Origin of the sequence: Planktothrix sp. (genome assembly GCF_046067725.1) — a bacterium.
Classification (GTDB): domain Bacteria; phylum Cyanobacteriota; class Cyanobacteriia; order Cyanobacteriales; family Microcoleaceae; genus Planktothrix.
Map to the genome: position 1 here is coordinate 1 of NZ_JBJUDF010000281.1, position 22,269 is coordinate 22,269.

Consider the following 22,269-nt stretch of genomic DNA (forward strand, 5'->3'; position numbering starts at 1 on the left):
CGGATGGCTAACCCCTTTTTTCCATCCCCTATTCCCTATTTCCCTCTGTTCCCAGTAAATCGCAGTTCCCTGTTGCTTTAACGAAACCCCCAAAAGAAGTCCTCACCCTCAGCGAAGCGGGGTGGGGATGAATTTTGGGAAAATAAAAAGTGCGATCAGCACTTGACAATCCTAAACCGTGCTTGCTAGTATTACCTTATCGTAAACATGATTCCTGGTAAGATGTTAAGGACGGTTAAGGTTAGAATTTATCCCACAGTTCAACAACAAGAGTTATTAGCTCAGGCTTTTGGCTCCGTTCGTTGGCTGTGGAATCGTTTTTTAGACCTAACTAATCAAACGTACAAGCAAACCGGGAAAGGATTATCACGTTACGATTTACAGAAGCAATTACCCGCTCTCAAGAAAGAATATGAATGGTTAAAAAATACCTATAGCCAGTGTTTACAAGTTGTTTGCTTAAATCTAAGTCGAGGGTTTATTAACTTCTTTGAAAGACGTGCGGATTATCCTAGATTCAAGTCTAAACACGGGAAACAATCTTTATCTTATCCTCAAAACGTAAAAATCATTGGCGACAGCTTATGTTTTCCTAAGATTGGTGAAATATACGCTAAAATTCACCGTCCGATAGAGGGAGCGATTAAAACTGTCACTATCACCAAAAATAAGTGTAATCAATATTATGCTTCTGTTTTATTTGAGGATGGAAAAGAGATTCCCAATCCTTCATCTGAAGGGAAAGCGATTGGTTTAGATATGGGCTTGAATGATTTCTGTATCACCTCAGATGGTAGTAAATTTGCTAATCCCAAATGGTTGAAAAAGCATGAGCGAAACCTCAAGATTAAACAAAAATCACTATCTCGTAAAAAGAAAGATTCAAAAAACAGAGCTAAGGCACGAATTAAAGTAGCTAAAGTTCATAATAAAATCACTCGATGCCGTGAAGATTTTCACCACAAACTATCACGCAGGATAGTCAACGAAAATCAAGTTATTGTGTGTGAAAATCTAAACATCAAAGGTATGGTCAAAAACCATTGTTTAGCCAAGGCAATTTCTCAAGTTGGATGGGGTCAATTTCAGACAATGCTATCCTACAAAGCAGAACTCGAAGGGAGAATCTATTTAGAAATTGATAGATTTTTCCCTTCCTCAAAAACTTGTAATCATTGCTTGAACGTGGTTGATAACTTACCTTTGGATGTTCGACAATGGACTTGTAATCATTGTGGAACCAAACACGACCGAGATATTAACGCTGCAAAAAATATTAGAGATGAAGGACTGCGTTTTTTGTCGTTAGGAACTAGCGAGTCAGCCTGTTGTCCAGATGTAAGACGCAACAGTGGAGGACGCAAGAAATCTACTGTTACGCTTTCTGTTGGACAGGAAGCTCCGACTTCAGCGTAGCGAGTCGGAGTAGTTCACACTAATTTCAGTCCGTCAGAGTCGCTGAATTTCTGCACTCCGTTGTTGTAGTTTCACACCCTGTTGTTATGCTTGAGCACCCCTAAGCTGTAACTGTCAATCAAGGTGCTCTAGCCTAACTACAAATTAATGTTCTGAGTGCAACAACGGGGATAATCAATTACTAATCCGAACATTCAGTCCTACCCCCCTACAATGACCCGACAACTCGGTATTCCTCAATTTTGTTTATGGTTTGTCCGCACTGAAATGCCCTCTTCTTCATCATTTTTATTGAGGGTATTGCAATCTTTTTCCCCATTAGTATTAGTCACTTTGGGGTTAGGATTGTTTCAACCTATTTCTGGGTTAGCGGTTCCTGCGAAGAATCAACCGATAACACAAGCCAGCAATCGGGCAACGGCGGTGATTTATGTGAGTTCAACTACGGGAAATGATCAAGGGCAAGGCACACAACAATCCCCGTTTAGAACGATTACAAAAGCATTAAGTTTAGCACAAAAAAATACAGCAATTATTTTAGCACCGGGAACCTATAGCAGCGCAACTGGAGAACAATTTCCGATTATTTTACATGATAATATTACCCTGCAAGGTAATCCGAATACAAAGGGCAAAGATGTTGTGATCACAGGGGGCGGGTACTACACCAGTCGAACCTTTGCCCGCCAAAATATAGCCGTATTAGGGGCAAATGGATCTCGAATTAGTGGCGTAACCATTACCAATCCTAGCGAACGAGGCTATGGATTATGGATTGAATCAAGCTCTTTAATGGTTTCTCAAAATACCTTTATGGGAAATACCCATGATGGGATTTCTATAGTAGGAATGAGTGCACCGATTATTCAAGAGAATTCTTTTATTCAAAACGGGGCAAATGGCGTGACAATTTATGGAACTTCTCGCCCCGAAATCCGAAATAATGATTTTCAAAATACTGGATTTGGAATTAATATTGCTCAAAATGCGGCACCGTTTTTGATCGGAAATCGTGTTTTTGATAATAAAGATGGGGTGGTGATTCAAGCCAACGCTCGACCGATTTTACGGGATAATCAAATTGAACGAAATCAACGGGATGGTATTGTGGCGATCGCTCAATCTTTACCGGATCTCGGTCATACTCAGGAACCCGGACGCAACGTAATTCGCAATAACGGCCGTTATGATGTCAATAACGGAACCCAGAGCCAACAAATTCAAGCCTACGGAAACCAATTATCCACCGCTAAGGTGTTTGGGGCGATTCAAGTCTCAGGAACTTACACCCCCGCCGCCTCTCCCTCTCCCTTGGTGAGTCAGATCTTAAACTCTCCCGCCTCCTCTCAACAGCCTGTGGCCATTGTTGCCAACGATCCCGCTACCCAGACCCCGATTAACACCGCCTCCTCCCTTCCGGTCTATCTTCCCGAATCGAATTCAACGGCTCAAAACCCAATTCCGATTCCGGTTCCCCCTCCAGAATCTCCGAACTTACCCCCCCTACCGAATACTCGTCGTCCCCCCCAACCACCCCCAAGAACAACGTCATCGGCGGACTCCCTGGCTGGGTCATTAATCTCAACCTTTTCCCGGTTAATCTTAAATCGTCCCACCCCCCAGTCCCCCTCTAGCCGTTCCCAACCTCAACAAACACAACCGATTACCCAACCGCCTCAACCGACTCAACCGCCCTCGATTGCAGCCATTGGGGTTTTATCCGTTCCGGGGCCAAATATTCCCATTGGGTCGGGTGGTGGTTTACTTCCCAATGAGGTCGCCAGTGGAGGCGGTGAAACAATTCCTTTAAGTCCGATGGCTTTGGGCTTAAGGTATCGAGTAGTGGTCGAAAGTCGTAATGATAGTGAGCTTCGGCGGATTCGTTCAATAGTACCGGAAGCCTTTCCTACGGTGATCGCAGGGCGACAAGTCGTTCAAGCTGGGGCTTTTCGAGATCAATATCGGGCAAATTGGGTGTTGCAACAGTTAACCAGCAATGGGTTAAGGGCAAGAATTGAGTTAATGAATTAGTTTGTTGTTATAGCTGGAAACAGCTTAACTTTAGGGAGTCAAAGGGTTTGCTGGATTTTGAATTGTCCTATTTCCTATTCCTTGTTCCCTGTTCCCTGTCCCCTAATATATTGAATATATTTAGAAAGAATCTGGAGAAAATTTTCAATCAGAACAGGTTTGCTGAGATAATCATTCATCCCCGCTTGTAAACATTTTTCGATTTCTTCATCCAAAACATTCGCTGTAACAGCAATAATCCAGGGTTGAGGTTGGTCAGATTGACGAATCATTCTTGTGGCGGTTAAACCATCCATTTCAGGCATCTGCATATCCATAAGAATCAAATCATAAGATTGTGTTTTTAACTTTTCTAATACTTCTAATCCATTATTGACAATATCGCCAGTATAGCCAAATTCTTCGAGGAGCAACAGGAGAAATTCTTGATTAATGAGATCATCATCAGCAATCAGAATTCGGATAGGAAAGTGATCGAATATTATTTCCGGTTGATCTAATTCTGAAGTTGTTGGTGGATTAATCTCTGTCTCGGAAATCATCTTGAATACCAAGGTAAAATAAAAAGTTGAACCTTGAGTTTGAGAAATTTCTGAATTATCAACCCAATTGGCAGGAGGAGTCCCCCCAATATTACCGAGACTTTCAACCCAAATTGTTCCACCCATTAAATTAATTAAATTCTTAGTAATCACTAAACCCAAACCTGTCCCTCCATATTTGCGACTGATAGAAGTATCTGCTTGGGTAAAGGGTTGAAATAACTGATTTAATTGATGCTCCTCAATGCCAATTCCTTGATCTTGAATGGCGATCATTAACTCATAGTATTCTCCTGGATTTTGAGCCAGTTGTTGCTGTTGATCAGCCGAAATAAGTTGGCCATTGACCGTAATATTAACAACACCCTGATTCGTAAATTTCACCGCATTTCCAACTAAATTTAAGAGAATTTGTCTGAACCGAAAACTATCTCCTAAAAACTGAGTGGGAATATCAGAATTAATACAATAGGTCAGGTCAATTTTTTTCTCTAACGCCTCTCCCTGGAAAATAGCACAAACCGATTGAATCACATTTCTTAAAATAAAAGGATGCTCTTCAAGTTCTATATGACCTGACTCAATTTTCGAGAAATCTAAAATATCATTAATAATTCTTAGAAGGTGAGTCCCACTCTCTTGAATCATATTGACTAATTTGTTTTGTTGATCAGAGAGGTTTGTAATCGAAAGAAGTTGGGCAATTCCAATAATTCCATTCATTGGGGTGCGGATTTCGTGACTCATATTGGCTAGAAAATCACTTTTGGCTTTTGTCCCGGCTTCGGCGGCTTGTTTGGCTTGGGATAGGGCAATTTCGGCTTGTTTGCGATCGCTAATATCAAGAATTGTTCCATAGATATCAGTGATCTGACGCTGCTTGTTATAAATAGGTTTACCAATAGCATTAATATAACGAATCACCCCATCATCATGACGAATAATTCTACAATCGAGATTATAGGGAGTTCCTTGAGTTTTAAGTTGCTCTATAGCTTGTATAAATTTAGGTTGATCTTCAATATAGATTTTGCTAATTAACTGATGTAAACTGGGTTCTCCCAGATTAAAATCAAAACCAATAATGTTAAACAATTCCTTTGAACAGCGAACTTTTTGGGTCTGAAGATTTAATTCCCAATTCCCAAGATTGGCAATACTTTGGGCTTCTTCCAGGCAATTTTGTGATCTTTCAAGTTCCTGTTGAATCTGTTTTTGTCGCGTAATTTCTGTGATCACCGCACCGACTCCGGGTCGTTGATTTTCTAACACAACCGGATAATAATTGCCAATCCAGTATCTAGTTTGTCTAAATATAGGCGTTAGAGTTTGAAATTCCACATTTCTAATCCCTTGACCTGTTTCTAAGACTTGACGCATCAAAGGTTCATAAATATTTGCCCAGTCTGGGAATAACTCTTGTCCGGTTTTCCCTAAACATTCTTCGACAGACAAGTGATTAATCTTGGCTAAGTTTTCATTGATTTTTACAAATTTTAGGTCTTGATCAAGTAAACATAACCCCACAGGACTATTAATATAAATATTTTCTAACCAATTTTTACTCGCTTGCAGTTCATTTTGGATACTTTTTAATTCATTAATATTGATAAAAGTAACAACCATACCATTATTATCGTTGTTTTGCCCTCGATAACTATTAACTCGCATTAACAGGTTGTCTCCTGTGATTTGATTAATAACTTCTAGTTCAACTGGAATTTTATCTACCACAAAATCTGATAAAATTTGGACTAAGTTAGGACAGTTTAAATTGTGGGTAAAATGAGTTAATGGACGATTAATGTCCGAAGGGAAAATATTAATAATATTGCTAGTCATTGGCGTAAATTTTCTAATATTGAGATAATTATCTAGGAAGATTACTCCAATATTTGTACTCCTTAGCAAATTATCAATATCGGTAGTCAGTTCCGTGAGTTGTTGAATTTTAAGTTGATATTCTGCATTGACAGTATACAGTTCTTCATTAACGGATTGTAATTCTTCATTGGTACTTTGTAATTCCTCATTCGAGGCGAGTAATTCTTCATTGGTTGCTTGTTGTTCTTCGTTGATTGTTTCTAACTCTTCAATGGTGGTTTGTAGATTTTCTCTAGTTTGTTGGAGTTCATATTCTAACTCAGCAATTTGTTTGCTGGGTTCAATATCAACCTCAAACTCAATTTTGTTAGATTCGTCTTTAAAGACAGTTTTTACCTCTATTAGAACCAACATAAATTCATTAGAAATCGGGTATTTATTATGAGGAAATGCTACTTTTAAATTCAAGACTTCATTAACATCATTTCGGGTTAAATTAATTCCCGTATACAGAACATTCTGTTGATCTCGTTTGGCTCGATGTAGAGCCGTTCTCAGGGGTAATTGTACAGCAGTGGGTACCAGTTCAGTAATCTCCAATTTAGGCTGTCCGGTGGAAAAAGAGAGGAGATTAGCACCATTATGAAAGACGTGAACTAATTTACACTCTTGATTAACTAATACACAAGTTAACCGTTGTTCTGTAAAGCAAAGATCAAAAACCGAATCTAAAATCCGTTCAAACTGAAAAATATGGCGATTAGATGATAAAGTTGCTGGGGTGATGGGAGGTAATAAGGGTGGCTGCGATAACGGCATCACAGTCAGTTGAATTTCTCGACGTTTGCGGAAGATTTTCCATCGTTGCTCAATCTCAATAAATTCGGTTTCTAATTCCCCTAATGCTTCTGCATTCCCCAAAAATAAAATACCTTGAGATGCTAAAGATACATGCAGTAACCGTAATACTTGTTGCTGAAGTTGTGGCTGCATATAAATCAGCACATTCCGGCAACTAATGAAATTCATTTTAGAAAAACCTGCATTTTTGGTTAAATCATGGGGAGCAATGATTAACATCTCCCGTAAATTTCGTTTAACTTGGTATGAACCGGATTTATAGATAAAATATTTCTCTAAACGCTCAGGAGTGATATCATTTCTAATGCTTTCGCTATAAATTCCTAGTGAAGCAACATCCAGAGCTTTACTATCAATATCGGTGGCAAATATTTTGATAGTAATCTCTTTATTCGCAGCATGAACCGCTTCATCAATTAAAATCGCTAAAGAATAAGCTTCTTCTCCCGTAGCACAAGCAGGAACCCAGACTCTCAGTTGTTGTTGAGGTGCTAAAGATTCAATTAACTGGGGTAAAACTTGGTTTTCTATAAAATTCCAAGCTTGAGAATCTCGAAAAAATTGAGTAACACTCACTAATAAATCTTGACGAAGTAGTTGTCTTTCAATTTCCGACTCGGTTAATAAAGCAATATACTGACTTAAACTGGGAGATTGGGTAACTGAACAACGATTCAGAATCCGACGGGTAATTGTACTAATTTTGTATTGAGAAAAGTCGATCTGTTGGTATTTAGATAAAAGAGCAAGAATGCGTTCTAATTGTTCAACGGGAATTAAGTCTCCACGCTGAACTTGAGAAATCCGATAGTTTCGGGAATAGTGAACTAAACTATAAACGGTTTGGGCTAAATCTTGAGGCGATAAAATCTCATCCAAAGAGTCACCCGGAATGGCACTACTGGGCATACTGGTAAATTCAGCGGTTTCTGGGGATTGAATTAAGGCAATACCCCTTTTTTTACTAATAGCTTGTAATCCTTCTGCACCATCGCTTCCGGTTCCCGATAGCAAAATACCGATGACTTTTTCCCCCCATTCTTCGGCTAGAGAATGGAAAAAATTATTGATGGGATAATTGATTTGATCAGCAATATGTTCTTGCAGTCGTAAGCAATCTTGTTCAACTCTGACATTATGACGAGGCGGTAATACATAGATGCAATTAGGGTGTAACTGCATCCTATCTTCAATGAGTTTAACTTCTAGTGAAGTGCGTCTTTGGATTAATTCGGGCATTAAAGTCGGAAAATCGGGAGAAAGATGTTGCACCACCACAAAAGCGGCACCCGGATGATGGGGTAAATTAGTAAAAAATATTTCTAACGGGTTTAATCCTCCGGCTGAAGCCCCTATTCCCACCACAAAAAATTTTTCGAGTGGCTCAACGCTAGGGTCTTGAGAATGTTGTGTCATAAATTCCTACAATCGTGATTCAGTAAAACTTCAATGGAAAACCACCTAGAAACCGATTAAAAACAATCGGTCAAGGCTTTCAAGCTGAGCTTTTTGGTGATAATACTGCGGGCACTTTGTGACAGGTACGAGGGATTTCAGACTCAAAGATCCCAAGCTGGCTAACCATAGAATCAAGGTTTCAGCCGTTGATTTAAACACTGTGTGGCTGATTGTTGTTAAAGAGTTTAGTTCGGTATTTTTCTTAAATAACAGCCGATTTTAACGTAAATTAGCACTTTTTGACATGATTTTAATATTTTTTAATAATTCCAGCTTGATTTTTTCTTCTCTATGGTACTCCATCAACGCGCACGCACCAAAAATGGCTCAGAGTTGACACTCCCCCGTCGAGCGCGCAAGCTTGACGGGGGAGTGTCAATAATAGTGCTATTTATTGAAACAACCCTGGGCTAATTTCTCATCCGTTTTCCTTCTCCTTGACTGCGTAAATATTCGCCAAATATGGCTAAAAATCCAGAGGCGATAATTAAGATGACACTTAACGCATTAATATCAGGTTTTACACCTGTTCTAATGCGACTAAAAATTTCCATCGGTAACGTATTCGCCCCACTTCCTGCCGTAAAACTGGCAATTAAAAAATCATCCATACTTAACACAAAAGCCAGTAAACAGCCTGATATAATCCCCGGCATTAATTGAGGTAATAAAACTTGAATAAAGGCTTCGATGGGAGTCGCGCCTAAATCTAATGCGGCTTCTTCTAAATGGGAATCTAAATCTGCTAATCTCGTTGAAACCACTAAGGCAACATAAGCTAAACAAAACACCACATGGGCGGCTACAATTGTCCATAAACTGAGGGGAATAGCAACGGCGGCTAAAAATACCAAAGTTGCAACCGCCATGGCAATATCAGGAACAATTAAGGGTAAATAGGAAACTCCTTGATAAAGTTTTTTTCCGGGGAAACGATAACGGGCTAATCCTACGGCCATTAATGTACCAATAACTGCCGCAATTCCGACAGCACAAATTCCGACGGTTAAACTATTTTTTAAAGCGGTTAAAATTCGGCTATCTTGAAATAATTTAATATACCATTCTAAGGTAAATCCTTCCCAGCCTGCACTATATCGAGATTTATTAAAGCTATAAAAGGTTAAAACCAAAATCGGCAGATACATATAAAAAAACATCAAACCGACAAAAATCACCGGCCAAGAAATTTTAAACTTCGGTTTAGAAGCCATATCCAACATCTCCTCTGGTTGTTGTTTGATTTCTTGCATAACTCTTTCCTAATTTTTATTAGCGAGACGGTCGAGTATCTCCATATTTAATTAAAAGTGCGATCGCCATACTAACTCCAAAAATTAACACCATACTTAATGCTGAACCAAAGCCCCAATTTTGAGTTAAGCCTAAAAATTGATTATAAATTAACCGAGAAACGGTCATACTGGAGGCTCCCCCTAATAATTCAGGGTCTACAAAATCCCCCAGGGAACTAATAAAAACCAGCAATGATCCGGCGGCAATACCGGGTAAGGTTTGGGGAACTGTGACTTTCCAAAAGGTTTCTACAGGTCTAGCGCCTAAATCCGCAGACGCTTCTAATAATCGCCGATCTAATTTTTCTAAAGAAGCATATAAAACCGTGACCATATAAGGTAAATAACTATAGGCCATCCCAATTAAAACCGCCGGAGTTCGATTCAATAATTCTAAAGCGGGTAATCCAATTAATGCTAAAAAAGAATTTAATACTCCCGTTGGTCTTAATATAGTAATCCAGGCATAGGTTCTTAATAAAGAAGATGTCCACAATGGTAAAACAAAGGCTAATAATATGACATTTCGCCAGCGTTTAGGCGCTAATTGAGCAATCCAATAAGCAACGGGAAATCCTAATAATAAACACAGAACTGTAGTTCCAAAGGCAAAAAAGAGCGATCGCCAAATGACGAATAAATTAATGGGTTCAAAGACCCGTAAATAATTATAAATCCCATTGGGAATCACCAAATCCCCCGGACGAATATCCTTAACTAAACTCAGTTGAAAAATTAATAATGTCGGGAAAACTAATAACAGTAATAACCACAACCCAGAGGGCCCTAATAACACTAAAGGCCCCAGCAGTTGAGAGGCACGTTGTCGCCATCCTTTTTTAACTGGTTGTGGAGGAGAAGTCATCGGAGTTTTTGTGGAAATCGCCATAGTTTTGTTGTCGGTTGTGGGTTTTCGGTTGACGGTTAACCGTTAACATCTAACTGGTTAATTGTGTCCAATAGCGTTCATAAATTTCAGTCGCTGCACCGACGGGGGAAATCGCTTCACTTCTAGCAATCACTGATTCAGGAGGAAATAAAGTCGGATCATTTCTTAAATTTTCCGGTAATCTTTCATAAGCTAATCTTGAAGGGGTGGCAAATTTTAATCGTTCAACTAAGGTGGCTGCAATGTCCGGTTGCAACATAAAATTAATCCATTTATAAGCTGCATCCGGGTTAGGAGCACTTTTAGGAATCACCATTGTATCCGTCCATAACGATGAGCCACTATCGGGGGTAATATATCTTAAATCTTCATTTTCCTCCATAATTTCGGCAGCATCGGAGGAATAACACATGGCAATTAATAAGTCCCCGACAATCATTTGAGGTCGCCAAGAATCCGTTGTAAAAGAAGCGATCGCCGGACGTAATGTTACTAATTTTTCATAAGCTTGACGGATTTGATTAGCATCAGTAGCATTATAAGAATAACCTAACATTCTTAAGGTGGCTCCCATCACTTCTCGCACGTCATTAAGTAATGTGAACCGCTTTGATAATTTTTCTTTGTTTTCCCAAAGATAATTCCAATCTTGAGGATGATTTTTGAGGGTTTTTGAATTAAAAATTAACCCGGTTGTTCCCCAGCTAATGGGTACACTAAAACGATCTCCAGGGTCATAACCTGGGTTTTGAAATTGGGGAAATAAATCTTCTAATCCCACCAATAAAGAGTGATCTAGTTCAGTTAATAGCCCTAATGTCGCCATTTTCTGAACCATATATTCCGAAGGATAGATGATACTATAAGCTCCGGCTCCTCCGGCTTGCAGTCGTGCTAACATGGCTTCGTTAGAGTCGAAGACATCCGCCACAACTTTTAACCCGGTTTCCTCTCGAAATCGATCTAATAAATCTTGATCGGTGTAACCTGCCCAAGTATAGATGTACAAGGTATCTGAGGACACCTGGGTATTGGGGGTTGTTTTGACTTCAGCTAATGTCCAACCACAGCTTGAGAGGGACGATGCCACCATCGCTGCAACGGAAGTCTGCAAAAACTGACGTCGTGTTTGAGCAACCCTTATATTCCGATGTTGGTATAGATAAGTCGGAGGCACTGTTTTTGTCTCAGTGGAAGTTTGATTAACAAAATAATTGAATTAATTTTCCCACAGGATCGGGTCAAAATGCAGAAAACAGCAGGAGTAACCCACACCACTCAAGAAACCGGGTTTCTGCTGTTCAAAAACCCGGTGTCGGTCAACTATTGAGCAATACTGGTTAGCTGACGTTGGGTTTCTACAGGTAACTCTTTTAATTGACGTTCAATGTTTTCTTTGACAATGGCACGATATTCATAGAAATGTTCTACTTGCCCACAAACCACTAAATAATGATCTAAAACGCGAGGTTTGTGTCGTAAAATATTCCATAAATAGCGCCAAAATGTCCAACGAGTTTTCCGTACCACTCCTTGATACCAACATAAAATAAAGAGCGCTCGCAGCGTTGTTAAATCCACTAATTTACTGCCAATGGAATTGGTTTTAGGTTCGCCGATCATCATAAAATGTCGATAGGTTCGATCTAAATATCGTTGGGGGTCGTATAATTCCCAAAATCCATTAACATATTCATGGGCAATTTCTTCTAGGGGTCGAGTCGGAATAAAATTCATTAAGGTGGTTTGATTGACATTTCCCGTTTTTGTAATTAATCGTCCTTCTTTTTCTAAACGATGCCAAAGGGCGGTATTCGGTAAAGCTTGCAACATACTAAACATAGCAATGGGAATTGTAGTTTGTTCCACAAACCGAACAATGCGATCGCCAGCCCCAGGTTTTTCCCCATCAAACCCAATAATAAATCCGGCCATTACCCGTAATCCTGAACGGATAATTTTTTCAACGGATTCACTGAGGGAATCACGAGTATTTTGATATTTTTTAGTAAAATTTAGGCTATCTTCATCCGGGGTTTCTATTCCTAAAAACACCGCTCTAAAGTTAGATTCAACCATCAAATCCATTAATTCTTGATCTTGAGCTAAATCAATGGATGCTTCCGTTGAAATTCGGAAGGGATAGTTATTTTCTTTCATCCATACTTTTAATTCCTTAAGCAATAACTTAACATTGCGTTTATTGCCAATAAAGTTATCATCAACCAGGAAAATTCCCTGCTTAAATCCTAATTCCCGTAATCGATCCAATTCTGCTATAAATTGAGCCGGGGTTTTAGTTCGAGGTTTGCGCCCATATAACACAATAATATCACAAAACTCACACTGAAACGGGCAACCCCGTGAAAATTGTAGCGAGATCATATCATAGGCATTCTTATCCAATAAATCAAAGCGAGGCGTGGGGGATGTGGTGACATCGGGTTTATCTCCTTCTATGCGAAAAACGCCCTTAGAATCCCCACGTTCTAAGGCTTCCACCAATAAGGGTAAGGTAATTTCCCCTTCATCTAAGACTAAAAAATCTGCTCCTGCCAGTTCAGCTTCTTGGGGGGTTGATGTGGGATAGGGGCCACCCACAGCGACTTTTTTACCTCGTCGTTTCGCTTCGCGAATTTGAGCTAAAAAATCATCTTTTTGGACAATCATGGCGGAAATCATCACCAATTCTGCCCAATTCCATTCCGCTTCTGTAATCTCCCGAACGTTTCGGTCTACTAATTTAAACTCCCAAGATTGGGGTAAAATTGCCGCTACTGTAATTAAACCTAACGGCGGAAGTAAAGCTTTACGGTTAACTAAAGCGAGGGCTTTTTCAAATGACCAAAAACTTTGGGGAAAGATGGGATAAATTAGAAGAACACGCATTATTATTAGCCCTTTACAGGATAATGCCCAAGGTGGCTAAATTCTGCAAAAATCAATGATTTTCTGGTAATTTTGCCACTTCTTCGGCAAGAGTGTCTACAGTATAACGAATTTGTTCTTCGGTGTGGTTACAAGTAATAAAAAATCGCAAACGGGCTGCATTTTTAGGCACAGAGGGATAAAACATAAAGGGAACATTAATTCCCCGTTTGAACAAATTTTGAGACAGTTGCACTGATTTCCAAGAATCTCCGACAATAATCGGAATGACGGGAGAATCTTGACTTAATCCTGTATTTAACCCTTTATCTTTGGCTAAGGTTAAAAACAATTGTGCTTGTTGATGTAATCGTTCAACTCGTTGGGGTTCGGTTTTTAACAAACGAATGGCGGCGATTACAGAAGCGGCATTAGGGGGAGAAATTCCCACACTAAAAACAAATCCAGGGGCGGTATATTTCAGGTATTCAATTAACGCTTGAGATCCGGCAATATAGCCTCCACAACTGGCAAAGGACTTGCTTAAAGTTCCCATCCATAAATCAACATCATGGGGATTAATCCCAAAATATTCACTAATGCCTCGACCGTGTTTTCCTAAAACCCCAATAGAGTGCGCTTCATCCACCATTAAAAAGGCTTTATGACGTTTTTTAATCTCGATTAATTCCGGTAAATTGGGAATATCTCCATCGGTACTATAAACTCCTTCCACAATAATTAAAACTCGTTGATAACGGTGACGCCGTTCTCGTAACATTCGCTCTAAAGCTTGACAATCATTATGAGGAAATGCGATCGCTGTTGCTCCCGATAAAACAGCGCCTTGCATTAAACTATTATGACTGAGGGCATCATGTAAAATCAAATCATGTTGTTTGAATAAATGCCCCACCGTTGTTACATTGGTGGCATGACCTCCCACAAAAACAATACTATCTTCAACGCCAATAAAATCAGCAATTTCTCGTTCTAATTCTTGGTGAATCACTTTTTCACCGGATAATAACCGACTCGCTCCCGCAGAGGTTCCATATCGATCAATTGCCTCTTTTGCACCTTCAGAGACCTGCGGATCGCCACACATTCCTAAATAATTATAAGTGGCATAATTAATATAGTCCTGACCTCCAATCCGGGCTTGATCATTAGCAATGCCTTCTTGAGCCCTAAAAAATGGGTTTCCTAATCCTAAAGCCGCCAGTTCTTGCTGTTGTTGTTTCAGATGCAGATATTCAGGAAATTGATTAAATTGATAATATTCAGTTGGAATCTCAGGAAGGGGAATAGATTGTGCTTTTTTCCGTAGTAAGTCCGCCAAAAGTGATCGCTTTTCTTGAGCGGATAACTGACTGAATGAGGGGGATAAATTAATCATTGTGGTCTTCCTCTTCCGCTAATAAAATATTTAATAAAGTATCAACCTCTGCATCAGAAAATTGATCCAAATGATGCAAGAGATGTTCAGCATCTTCAGGGGAAATGCCGTTCTGATATTGAGCGATATCGAGTTTAGCTTGAGTCGCTAAATATTCAGCTAAGGTTAAAATATTGGGATAATCCCACAACAAAGTCGGGGGAAGTCGGCGACCTAAAATTGTTTCTAAGTCTCCAGAGAGATTAATCGCTTCGATGGAATTGAGCCCATAATTGGCAAAATCCTCCTCTATATCAATCTCTGACGCTTCTAAACCTAACCGTTCTGCGAGTTGACTGACTAACCAGTCCCCAATTGTGGTGACAGACTGGAAAGATTCAATGCCATTCACCGACCACTCTGGATGATGCACCGTTCCCGAAGGTTGTTGGGGTTTTGCCCCATTCATAGACGCATTTAATACTTGCATGGCTCACTCCTCCATCACCATAAAACTTTAGCATCCCAATGTAGCAGTAATCAGTCGTAGGTTTGGGCTTCCCCCACCCGTACTGAGTCATCCGTTATCTCGTAGGGGCGGGGTTCCCCCGCCCGCACTCAGTTATCAGTGTAAGAGTTAACAGGACTGAGTACAGACGCGCCATAGCGGGTTTGTGAAACGAATCACGGATTATCGCCTAAGTTTCCGGCTAAAAAACTAGAACGACAAGCATGGCGTTGAATTTTACCACTGGAAGTTTTCGGTAAGCTTCCGGGTTTTAACAAGACTGCTGCATGAACCTGTAAATCATGATTTTGAGAGATAGCCCGACGAATAGATTGCATAACCTGCTGTTGAATCGAGGTTTTAGCTGAACCGTTACCATTTTCTGGAGTACGGAGTTGTTGCCAATATTGACGTTCCATCTCCACCGCCACCACTAACCGTTCTTCTCCATCGATATCAATCGAAAATCCAGCTACTCCACTGGGACGAATCAAGGGATGAGTTTGTTCAACTGTCCATTCAATATCTTGGGGATAATGGTTGCGACCGTTAATAATAATAATGTCTTTAATTCTTCCGGTAATAAATAATTCGTCAGCGTCTAAAAATCCTAAATCTCCTGTTCTTAAAAATGGGCCTTCTCCGGTTATTAAATAGGCCTTAAATAAGGTTTCTGTTTCTTCCGGTTTATTCCAATATCCCTGTCCCACACTCGGCCCAGAAACCCAAATTTCTCCGACTTCTCCAGGTTGACAACAATTAAAGGTTTCAGGATTAACAATTAGTACGGTTTGATCAGATAAACATTGACCACAACCCACAAAGGTTTTAGCATTTTCTGTTAAGTTAGTAGTGGGTTCATCAATGCCAATAATCTTGTTATTTTTTAAGGCAATTGTATCAATCGTTTTAAAAATAGGTGCTACTGTTTTTAAGCCTCCGGTAATCATTAAAGTCGCTTCAGCCATGCCATAACAAGGATAAAAAGTTTCTCGTCTAAACCCATAGGGGGCAAAGGTTTGAGTAAATCGTTCAATGACGTTATGATTAATGGGTTCTGCTCCATTAAATGCGACTTCCCAACTACTTAAATCTAAATCATCTAATTTTTGGGGAGAAATTCCTCCCCCCTTTCCTAATACTTTTCTCACACATAAATCATAAGCAAAATTAGGGCCGCCACTGGTGGTTCCTTGATATCGAGAAATGGTTTGTAACCAGCGTAACGGATTTTGCACAAACATTAAAGGCGACATTAAAATAACGGGAAATCCACCAAACAGAGGTTCTAAAACGCCGCCAATTAATCCCATATCATGATAAGGAGGTAACCAAATGACTCCTTTACTATTAGGGGAATGACCAAAATGATCATAAATTGCGGCTAAATTATGTAATAAATTTTCATGAGAAATCATCACTCCTTTTGGGGTTGCGGTAGAACCGGAAGTATATTGTAAAAAGGCAAGGGTTTGAGGATTAATTGCTGGAGGTTGCCAATTATTTTCTATCTCTGTTTCTAAAATATCGGTTGTCAACCAATTTAACGGTGCAATATCAGACATTTGCGGAAAAAACCGTTGTAAACTGGATAAGGTGGATTCTGTCGTTAAAGCAATCGTTGCATTTGTATCTTGAATAATGGCTTGTAAACGAGGAAGGGAGCGATCCGGTCGGGGGGGATAAGCTGGAACAGCAATCACTCCAGCATATAAACAACCGAAAAATGCGCTAATATAATCTAATCCAGGTTGATACAATAATAAAACTCGATCTTGCGGTTGACAAATCCCTTGTAATTTCCTCGCAATGGTTTGAGCTTTTTGGTTTAATTGTTGATAAGTTAATGTAACCGTTTCCGATTCTCCATCGACTAAAAATGTATAAGCAATCTGATTCGGTTGCTGGATTGCCCGATATTGTAAAAGTTCAATTAAAGTGGTGGCTTTTAAAAAATCAAATGAATCAGTCATGAAAAAAAATAGGTAATGTTTTGTGATCTATCCTATCATTTATAGGGGTTTTTTCCCTCCATCCGTAGTTGGTCATTATTCAAGAATTAAGGATTTTCTTAACTCTTAAATCTTGAATGAATCAGTAATTGTTAATCACGGATCATGAGTTACGAATGGGGTAATTTTGCTTCTAGGGTGGGGTAATACTGTCCTTCTGGGCAGCAAAGACTTGCTCTAAGCGAACATCCCATTTTCGTTGATTCGCGTAGCCATCTTGAACAAAGGGAGACATTGTAATTAATTTGAGAAAAAGTTCATTAATAATCGATAGGGGAAACCGTAAGGGTCGCATAATATCTAAAAATAAAACGACTCTCACGCCATCGGTTTCGTTCCAAGCTTCATGGGGAAAAGAATCATCAAAAATTAGACATTTTCCTTCTTCCCAATGGCGGGTTTCTTCTCCGACTCGAATTCGGCATTTTTCGCGGGGTTCAGGAATTTTTAATCCTAATAAACAACGAATGACTCCTTTATAGGGCCCTCGATGTTCAGGAATATGTTTTCCAGGTAACAAAATTGAAAAAAATGCCGTTTTCATCCCTGGAATTTGTTCTATTAAACGAGTGGTTTCTGGACAGCGTTGGCAATTTTTATCGACTTTAATTCCATAGCCATAGAAAAAATAGGTTTTCCATAAATTATCCTGAGTGGTGCTATAGCCTTGATCGGGGGAAATATCTTGAAAATTGGGTAGTTGTTCTTGAACTTTCAGAATTTGCTCTAATTCTTGCCGAATTAAATGCCAATTGGTTTCTAACTCTTTTGACCACTGAAATTGAGTAGCTTCAAAAAAAGCGGTCTCTCCAATTAACGAATATTCAGGAATTAACTTTTCAAACGTCCATAATATTTTTGCTCCTACTTGATACAATAAAAAATACCTAATTTTTTCGGATAATTGTTCTCGTTTCATGTCAATTGGATTGATAGAAAGTCAAAGTTTTTGGTGCGTCAGCAAAGCGCACGCACCCTACAGTTAAACTTTAAGAACGATGGGCTAATTCTGTCAATTGACTGGATTCTGAATTGAATTGCCATTGTCCAACAATATCTAAACTGCCTTCTAGGAATTTCGTTCGACAAGCACGACGTTGAATTTTACCACTGGTGGTTTTAGGAATAGTCGTTGTTTTCAATAACACAATGGCAAAAACATCAACAGTATTCTGTTCAGCAACGGCTTGACGAATGGTATTAACCACTTCTTCAACGTTCAAATTCCGCAGATAACGCCGTTCAATTTCAGATGCAATAATTAACTGTTCTCCGATTTCCGTTTCAATAGAAAACGCCGCACTATGACCCGGACGAATAGCAGGATGACAGGTATCCAGTGTGGCTTCAATTTCCTGGGGATAACGGTTTCTTCCCCACAAAATCATCATGTCTTTAATGCGTCCGGTAATATATAATTCTCCTTCATGCAAAAACCCTAAATCTCCTGTGCGTAAATAGGGCCCTTGTCCATCGACATAAACTTTAAACGTGGTTTCTGTATCTTCGGGTTTTCCCCAATATCCCAAACCCACACCTTTTCCAGATACTAAAATTTCACCCACTTGATTTTCATCTCGCCGCGTTAATTGTTCAGGATCAACAATAATGACTTCATCTCCCAACCAAGGGAAGCCACAACTAACAAGAGATCGGGTTTTTGTTGACGGTTGAATAATCACTTGATTTTGTTCTAACGCGACTGCATCGACCGAGAGAATATGGGGGGTTTGGTGTTTGTTTCCACCTGAAATAAATAGGGTGGTTTCCGCCATTCCGTAGCAGGGGTAAAAGGCTTCGGGTTTGAACCCAGAGGGGCCAAAAATTTCTGCAAATCGTTTGAGAGTCTCCAAGCGGACAGGTTCAGCACCTGAAAACGCTATATCCCAGGAACTTAAATCTAACTTTTCTAACTTTTCTGGAGTTGCTGTCCGACAGACTAAATCATAGGCGAAATTAGGCCCGCCACTGGTGGTGGCTTGATATTGAGATATTGCTTCTAACCAACGAAACGGTTTTTGGACTAAAGAAATAGGGGACATTAAGGTGACAGGAAATCCTCCATATAAAGGTTGAATTACCCCGCCAATTAATCCCATATCATGAAATAAAGGAAGCCAAATTAATCCTCGACTATTGGGGTTATGTCCAAAAGCATTATAAATAATATCGGAATTATGGATAACATTTTGATGAGTGACCATAACCCCTTTTGGAGTCCCCGTTGAACCGGAAGTATATTGTAAAAAAGCGATTGTATCCCCGTTAATTTGCGGTTCTTTCCATTGTGTAGCGAGGTTTTGGGAAAAAAGGCTATCGGTCGCAACCCAACGTAGAGACGCGCCATGGCGCGTCTCTTCGGAGAATTGGGTTTGTAGGTGTTGAATTAAGGCTTCTGTACTTAAAATTGCTCGACATTGAGAAGATTCTAAACGGGTTTGTAGCTTCGGAATAGCTTGGGTTGATACCGGAGGGTTATCGGTTACGGCGATCACACCTGCATATAAACAGCCGAAAAACGCCGCAATAAATTCTAAGCCCGCACTATAGGGATAAACGACTAAAACGCGATCGCCGGGTGATAGAAAAGATTGCAGATAACAGGCGATTTGTAATGCTTGTTGATGTAACTGTTGATACGTTAAGGTTCCTGACTCGGTTTCCCCATCGGCTAAAAACCGATAAGCCAGTTGATCCGGTTGAGATTCGGCGCGATCGCGCAGTAAATCGACTACACTGGAAAAATTGTTCATATCGAGATTTTAAATAAACCCAGTACAGTTTAAATGAAAATTGCAATTATTTCCTCTGGTTTTCTTCCGGTTATTGATGGTGTTACAGTCAGCGCTATGATGCGACTACAACGGTTAAGTCAGTGGGGACATGAGGTGTTATTTTTCTGTCCTGACTATAGTGCCTTGGAAACCATTTACCCCAATTGGAGAGACTATACAGGAAATATTTTACCCGGTATTCGGGTTTGTAATATACCCAGTACATCGTTTTTAGGAATCGATTTTGAGCGCAATCCTTCGATTCAATCTTATTCGATTGTTTTAAAAGAATTAGAACAATTTCAGCCGGATATTATTCATGTTGATGAACCTGAACGGCTATTCTTTGGATTCTTTAGACGGGCTGGAATTGATTATGCGAAAAAAGCTAAAATTCCTTGTATTGCCTTTTTTAGAACTTGGTTTCTATCCTACGCAGAAGATTATATTCCCTTACCTAAATTTGCCGTTGAAATAATCCGAGAAGTTGTTAGACGGATTTTTGCTTGGATTTATAATAGTTATGATGTTACTTTATTTACTAGCAAAATCATCTATCAAATTACTCCGCAAATGAAGATTAAAAATGCGGTTTATGCGAATTTAGCGGGATTTGATGCTGGACGGTTTGATCTCAATTTAAAAGAAGATAATTTTTTTAAAAACTATTATAATTTACCGGAATTAGATTTGTTAACAAAATTAGTATTTGTCGGTCGTTTAACACCGGATAAGGGTTGGAATTTTACGTTAAAAACTATATCAAAACTAGCAGAAAAAATCGATTTAGAAAAAGTCGGTTTTATTATTGTTGGCGATGGTCAAATGAAAGATGAAATTATCAACGGTTTAAGAAAATATACCCGCCATGTTTACTTCCTCGGTCGAGTTCCCTATGATCAAGTTCCGGCTGTTTATATTAATAGTGATATTCATATTACTACATCCGAGCGAGAATCCAGAGGATTAACCGTATTAGAAGCCTTTGCTTCTGGTATTCCCGTATTAGTTCCCCGTGCTGGAGGGCTGGTTGAGAACGTTCAAGACGGAGAAAATGGATTAATCTATACACCTCAAGATATAGAAGATTTTACTCAAAAATTAAAACAATTAATTGATGATCCAATATTAAGAAAAACAATGGGACAGCAAGGATTAAAATCCGTCGGGAATTATAGTTGGGATCAAGTTATTAAAAATTTAGTGGAAATTTGGGAACAAAAAGTTAATGAAGCTAATCAAATATCTTCTTTTAAATAGATGACTTTAATTAAAACCTAGCTGATTGGATTCCAATATACCAGAATGAACAAGCCACAAGTTAGATACAGATTGACAAACTGTGTTTACAATACTTAATATAAGCAAGCGATTACAGATGAAACTGCGGGACAAACAGCGTATGCCAACTTTTTTACTGGTTTGGTTGGGACAAATTGTTTCTCTATTTGGTTCCAGCTTAACGGAATTTGCCTTGGGGGTTTGGGTTTATCAAACCACAGGTTCTATTACCCAGTTTGCCCTAATTTCCGTTTTTATTCATCTGCCAAACCTGTTAATTTCTCCCCTCGCTGGCGCAATGGTAGACCGTTTTAGTCGTCGATGGGCAATGATCCTCAACGATATTATTTCGGTGATCGGAACATTAATTTTGATGGGGTTAGTGTTTTCTCAACGTTTAGAAGTTTGGCATATTTACGTTGCTGTGTCCGTGAGTTCCATTTGCGGTGCGTTCCAATGGCCCGCTTATATGGCTTCAATTCCGCAACTTGTTCCCATGAATAAGTTGAGTCGAGCTAATGGCATGGTTCAAGTTTCTAGGGCGATCGCAAAAATTTCTGGGCCAACAATTGCCGGAATTTTAGTTAGCAGTATTGGTATTGGTTCAATTTTAATCATTGATTCAGGAACCTTTGTTTTTGGGTTAATCATACTATTATTAGTCCGTTTCCCCAAAGTAGAGCATTCAATTTCTCAAAGACAACCGTTCAACTTTCAACAACTTTGGAAAGAAACCCGTTCTGCCTGGAATTATATTCTAATCCGTCCGGGTTTAAGAAAATTATTAAGCTTTTTTGCCATTACCTACTTTACAGAAGGAATGCTGGCTATTTTATTCTGGCCGTTAGTATTAAGTTTCGCCACCAGTAAAGATTTAGGATTAATTCTCTCGATTAGCGGTTGTGGAATGCTTTTCGGAAGCATTGCGGTTAGTGTGTGGGGTGGCCCCAAAAACCGCATGAAAGCAATTTTATGGTTAGTGGGTTTACAGGGTTTATGCCTGTGTTTAGGAGGGTTTAAACCTTCCGTTATTTTAGCAGGAATTGGAGGATTTGGCTATTTATTTGCTCGTCCTTTTATTGTGAGTAGTAATCACACCATTTGGCAATCTAAAGTTCCTTTTGAGTTACAA

14 protein-coding genes are annotated in these 22,269 nt (G+C 39.4%); 4 read left to right on the forward strand and 10 right to left on the reverse strand.

The window, feature by feature from the left end:
* The first annotated feature begins 222 nt into the window (after nt 1-222).
* Both ACKPEB_RS17575 and ACKPEB_RS17580 read left to right on the forward strand, forming a co-directional pair.
* Nucleotides 223-1,416, forward strand: a complete 1,194-nt coding sequence (locus tag ACKPEB_RS17575) for an RNA-guided endonuclease InsQ/TnpB family protein (protein ID WP_408966270.1) — start codon at nt 223-225, stop codon at nt 1,414-1,416.
* Nucleotides 1,417-1,629: 213 nt separating this feature from the next.
* The gene (locus tag ACKPEB_RS17580; RefSeq protein WP_408966258.1) at nt 1,630-3,447 is read left to right on the forward strand and encodes a DUF1565 domain-containing protein; all 1,818 of its coding nucleotides are present in this window, start codon (nt 1,630-1,632) and stop codon (nt 3,445-3,447) included.
* A 74-nt stretch (nt 3,448-3,521) separates the two neighbouring features.
* Here the strand turns inward: ACKPEB_RS17580 and ACKPEB_RS17585 are convergent, their stop codons facing one another.
* The 10 genes from ACKPEB_RS17585 to ACKPEB_RS17630 all read right to left on the reverse strand — a co-directional run bounded on the left by ACKPEB_RS17585 (nt 3,522) and on the right by ACKPEB_RS17630 (nt 19,835).
* Entirely contained in the window at nt 3,522-8,090 is a 4,569-nt protein-coding gene (locus ACKPEB_RS17585) for a chemotaxis protein CheB (protein ID WP_408966259.1), read from the reverse strand.
* Nucleotides 8,091-8,542: 452 nt separating this feature from the next.
* Complete coding sequence (locus ACKPEB_RS17590; protein WP_408966260.1) at nt 8,543-9,385, reverse strand: ABC transporter permease; 843 nt, start codon at nt 9,383-9,385, stop codon at nt 8,543-8,545.
* A gap of 19 nt (nt 9,386-9,404) precedes the next feature.
* Nucleotides 9,405-10,316, reverse strand: a complete 912-nt coding sequence (locus ACKPEB_RS17595) for an ABC transporter permease (protein ID WP_408966261.1) — start codon at nt 10,314-10,316, stop codon at nt 9,405-9,407.
* A gap of 49 nt (nt 10,317-10,365) precedes the next feature.
* The gene (locus tag ACKPEB_RS17600) at nt 10,366-11,409 is read right to left on the reverse strand and encodes a spermidine/putrescine ABC transporter substrate-binding protein (RefSeq protein WP_408966271.1); all 1,044 of its coding nucleotides are present in this window, start codon (nt 11,407-11,409) and stop codon (nt 10,366-10,368) included.
* A gap of 230 nt (nt 11,410-11,639) precedes the next feature.
* Nucleotides 11,640-13,205 carry a B12-binding domain-containing radical SAM protein gene (locus tag ACKPEB_RS17605; RefSeq protein ID WP_408966262.1) on the reverse strand — a complete coding sequence of 522 codons (1,566 nt, stop codon included), beginning with the start codon at nt 13,203-13,205 and terminating at the stop codon, nt 11,640-11,642.
* 52 nt (nt 13,206-13,257) lie between these two features.
* Nucleotides 13,258-14,583 (reverse strand): aminotransferase class I/II-fold pyridoxal phosphate-dependent enzyme, encoded by a 1,326-nt coding sequence (locus ACKPEB_RS17610; RefSeq protein WP_408966263.1) that lies wholly within the window; start codon nt 14,581-14,583, stop codon nt 13,258-13,260.
* Nucleotides 14,576-15,052 (reverse strand): acyl carrier protein, encoded by a 477-nt coding sequence (locus tag ACKPEB_RS17615; RefSeq protein WP_408966264.1) that lies wholly within the window; start codon nt 15,050-15,052, stop codon nt 14,576-14,578. The genes ACKPEB_RS17610 and ACKPEB_RS17615 overlap by 8 nt, the downstream gene beginning before the upstream one ends.
* Before the next feature lie 194 nt (nt 15,053-15,246).
* The gene (locus tag ACKPEB_RS17620) at nt 15,247-17,043 is read right to left on the reverse strand and encodes a fatty acyl-AMP ligase (RefSeq protein WP_408966265.1); all 1,797 of its coding nucleotides are present in this window, start codon (nt 17,041-17,043) and stop codon (nt 15,247-15,249) included.
* A 172-nt stretch (nt 17,044-17,215) separates the two neighbouring features.
* The gene (locus ACKPEB_RS17625) at nt 17,216-18,001 is read right to left on the reverse strand and encodes an aspartyl/asparaginyl beta-hydroxylase domain-containing protein (RefSeq protein ID WP_408966266.1); all 786 of its coding nucleotides are present in this window, start codon (nt 17,999-18,001) and stop codon (nt 17,216-17,218) included.
* Between the two features lie 70 nt (nt 18,002-18,071).
* Nucleotides 18,072-19,835 carry a fatty acyl-AMP ligase gene (locus tag ACKPEB_RS17630; protein WP_408966267.1) on the reverse strand — a complete coding sequence of 588 codons (1,764 nt, stop codon included), beginning with the start codon at nt 19,833-19,835 and terminating at the stop codon, nt 18,072-18,074.
* Nucleotides 19,836-19,868: 33 nt separating this feature from the next.
* Here ACKPEB_RS17630 and ACKPEB_RS17635 point away from each other — a divergent pair, with 33 nt between their 5' ends.
* Nucleotides 19,869-21,116 carry a glycosyltransferase family 4 protein gene (locus ACKPEB_RS17635; RefSeq protein ID WP_408966268.1) on the forward strand — a complete coding sequence of 416 codons (1,248 nt, stop codon included), beginning with the start codon at nt 19,869-19,871 and terminating at the stop codon, nt 21,114-21,116.
* A gap of 142 nt (nt 21,117-21,258) precedes the next feature.
* Nucleotides 21,259-22,269 (forward strand): MFS transporter (locus tag ACKPEB_RS17640; RefSeq protein WP_408966269.1); only part of this gene is annotated, 1,011 nt, incomplete at its 3' end.